This window comes from Micromonospora sp. KC207 (genome assembly GCF_004348615.1).
In the GTDB taxonomy this organism is placed as follows: domain Bacteria; phylum Actinomycetota; class Actinomycetes; order Mycobacteriales; family Micromonosporaceae; genus Micromonospora.
This window is the reverse complement of sequence record NZ_SMKJ01000489.1, coordinates 1-2,903: the sequence shown is the minus strand read 5'-3', so window position 1 is coordinate 2,903 and position 2,903 is coordinate 1. Positions and strand designations below refer to the sequence as shown.

At 71.3% G+C, this 2,903-nt stretch carries 4 protein-coding genes; all 4 read left to right on the top strand.

All coding sequences use genetic code 11. The features are described 5' to 3' along the window. On the top strand, positions 1-780 hold a 780-nt coding region (locus E1258_RS31635), incomplete at its 5' end, for an ABC transporter substrate-binding protein (protein WP_132407530.1). Beyond that, a complete protein-coding gene (locus tag E1258_RS31630) occupies positions 777-1,622 on the top strand; it encodes an amino acid ABC transporter permease (protein WP_132407528.1) in 846 nt (281 codons plus the stop codon). The genes E1258_RS31635 and E1258_RS31630, both read left to right, overlap by 4 nt. A gap of 2 nt (positions 1,623-1,624) precedes the next feature. Next, positions 1,625-2,368, top strand: coding sequence for an amino acid ABC transporter ATP-binding protein (locus E1258_RS31625; RefSeq protein WP_132407526.1), 744 nt, complete (start codon positions 1,625-1,627; stop codon positions 2,366-2,368). 136 nt (positions 2,369-2,504) lie between these two features. After that, positions 2,505-2,678, top strand: coding sequence for a hypothetical protein (locus E1258_RS33730; RefSeq protein WP_165949961.1), 174 nt, complete (start codon positions 2,505-2,507; stop codon positions 2,676-2,678). The last annotated feature ends 225 nt before the right edge of the window (positions 2,679-2,903 follow it).

Here is a 2,903-nt window from a genome sequence, read left to right as displayed (position 1 = left end):
CCCGCCACCCCCGCCGCCACGGCCGGCCCGGACTGCCTGAAGGGCAAGCTGCCCACCCGGACGCCGGGCAAGCTCACCGTCGCCACCGACGATCCGGCGTACGAGCCGTGGTTCGTCGGCAACAAGCCGGAGAACGGCGAGGGCTTCGAGGCCGCCGTGGCCTACGCGGTGGCCGAGAAGCTCGGGTACGCCCGCGCCGACGTCACCTGGACCCGGGTGAAGTTCGACGTCGCCATCGCCCCCGGCCCCAAGGAGTTCGACTTCGACATCAACCAGTTCTCCATCACCGAGGAGCGCAAGAGCGCGGTCGACTTCACCGGGCCGTACTACCTGGTCCGACAGGCCGTGATCGCGAAGAAGTCCGCGAAGATCGCCGGCAGTGCGTCGCTGGCGGACCTGCGCGACGCGAAGCTCGGCGCCCAGGTCGGCACCACCAGCTACCAGGCCATCACCGACGTGATCAAGCCGAAGGCCAAGCCGCAGGTGTACAACAGCAACGACGACGCCAAGAAGGCCCTCCAGAACGGGCAGATCGACGGCCTCGTGGTGGACCTGCCGACCGCCTTCTTCATCACCGGCGCGGAGATCACCGACGCGACTGTCGTCGGGCAGCTGCCGCAGGTCGGCACGCCGGAGGCGTTCGGGCTGGTGCTGGACCGCAACTCCCCGCTCACCCCCTGCGTCACCGGCGCGGTCGGCCAGCTCACCGCCGACGGCACGATCAAGAAGCTGGAGCAGAAGTGGTTGGCCCAGGTCGCGGGGGCGTCCGAGCTCAAGTGATCCTCGCCCCGCACGAACCCTCCGCGGCGCAGCGGCGGAGGCAGGCATACCGCCGCCGCCAGACCGTCACCAGCGTGCTGGTCGCCGCCGCGTCCACGGCGGCGCTCGGCACGCTGCTCGTCGTCGCGGTGACCGGCGCGCCCGGGTGGGACCGGGTCCGCCGGTCCTTCGCCGACCCGGCGATCGCCCGGGACGCGCTGCCCGAGGTGCTCGCCGGGCTCTGGCTCAACGTCCGGCTGCTGGTCTGCTGCGCGGCCGGCGCGCTGCTGCTCGGCCTGCTCGTCGCGATCCTGCGCACGCTGCGGGGACCGGTCTTCTTCCCGGTCCGGGCCCTCGCGGCCGGCTACACGTACACGTTCCGGGGCCTGCCGCTGATCATCGTGCTGTACGTGCTCACCCTCGGGGTGCCCGGCCTGCGCCTCGCGGGCATGCCACCGGTGCTGGTGCTCGGCGGGCTCGCGCTGGTGCTCACCTACGGCGGGTACCTGGCCGAGGTGTTCCGCGCCGGCATCGAGTCCGTGCATCCCAGCCAGCTCGCGGCGGCCCGCTCGCTCGGGCTGAGCTACCGGCAGACGATGCGGCACGTGGTGCTGCCGCAGGCCGTCCGCCGGGTGGCCCCACCCCTGCTCAACGACGTGGTCGCGTTGCAGAAGGACGTCGGGCTGGTCTCCCTCGCCGGGCCGATCGACGCGGTACGCGCCGCGCAGATCGCCACCGCCGAGACGTTCAACTACACGCCGTACATCGTGGCCGGGGCGCTGTTCGTGCTGCTCGCGATCCCGCTGATCGCCGTCACCGACTGGGTGACGCTGCACGCGGCCCGGCGGCAGGAAAGGGGCTGACGATGACGCTGCTGCGGTGTCGGGGGCTGCGCAAGACCTTCGGCGGCCACGTGGTGCTCGACGGGCTCGACCTGACCGTCGACGAGCACCGGGTGGTGGCGCTGATCGGCGCGTCCGGTTCGGGCAAGTCGACGCTGCTGCGCTGCGTCAACCTCCTCGAAGAGCTGGACGACGGCACCATCGAGCTGGACGGCGAGGACATCTCCGACCCCCGGGTCGACCCCGACCGGGTACGCCGACGCATCGGGATGGTCTTCCAGTCGTACAACCTGTTCCCGCACCTGAGCGTGCTGGACAACATCTGCCTCGCCCCGGTCCGGGTGCACCGGCGGCCCCGCGCCGAGGCGCAGGCGCAGGCGCGGGAGCTGCTCGACCGGGTCGGGCTCGGGGCGAAGGCGGACGCCTACCCCGACCAGCTCTCCGGCGGGCAGCAGCAGCGGGTGGCGATCGTGCGGGCGCTGGCCAACTCGCCCCGGCTGATGCTGCTCGACGAGATCACCTCGGCGCTGGACCCGGAGCTGGTCGGCGAGGTGCTGGCCCTGGTCCGCGAGCTCAAGGACGACGGCATGACGATGGTGCTGGCCACGCACGAGATGGGGTTCGCCCGGGAGGTCGCCGACCAGGTGTGCTTCCTCGACGGTGGGCGGGTCGCCGAGTCCGGGCCGCCGGAACGGGTGTTCGGCGACCCGACCGAGCCCCGCACCCGCCAGTTCCTGCGCCGGATCATCGAGGCGGGACGCCTCTGACTGACCACTGCGGCACCACGCGGACGCGGTCCTGCGCCTTGCGCCGGACAGGATTGCGACCGCGTCGATCCGCTACGAGGAGTGCAGCTTCTGCTGATCTCGGGCCGCGGGCATCCATGCGCTAGCGTCTGGCCCCATGGGATTCGTGGACCCGGTCTTGGCCGTCGCGGTCGCTGTGGCCAACCTGGCCGTCGCCGCCGCACTGCTCGCCGGGAGCCGTGGCGGCACGGCGGTGCCCCGGATCTTCGGCCGCCCGCAGCCTTCCCCCCGCCTGCGGGCCGCGATGCACGCCTGTCTGGGGCTAACTTGATCTTTAACCTGCTGGGCGGCGGTATCGACCCCGGCTGATCATGGGGACAGCCCTTGATCGATCATTCCTCGTGTCTAGGGAAGAAGATCAAGAACCAGGGGCTGTCTGGTGATCAGTGTGCACGATGCCGGGTCGATCGGTGAGGTGGGGCGGCTGGCCGCGTTCCGGCGTGAGTTCCACCGTTGTCTGACCGCTCGTGAGGATGCGTTGTTCGAGCTGGCCGAC

Coding starts and splice junctions, on each gene's coding strand:
- E1258_RS33730 (WP_165949961.1), top strand. CDS start 2,505: ATGGGATTCGTGGACCCGGTCTTGGCCGTCGCGGTCGCTGTGGCCAAC.
- E1258_RS31625 (WP_132407526.1), top strand. CDS start 1,625: ATGACGCTGCTGCGGTGTCGGGGGCTGCGCAAGACCTTCGGCGGCCAC.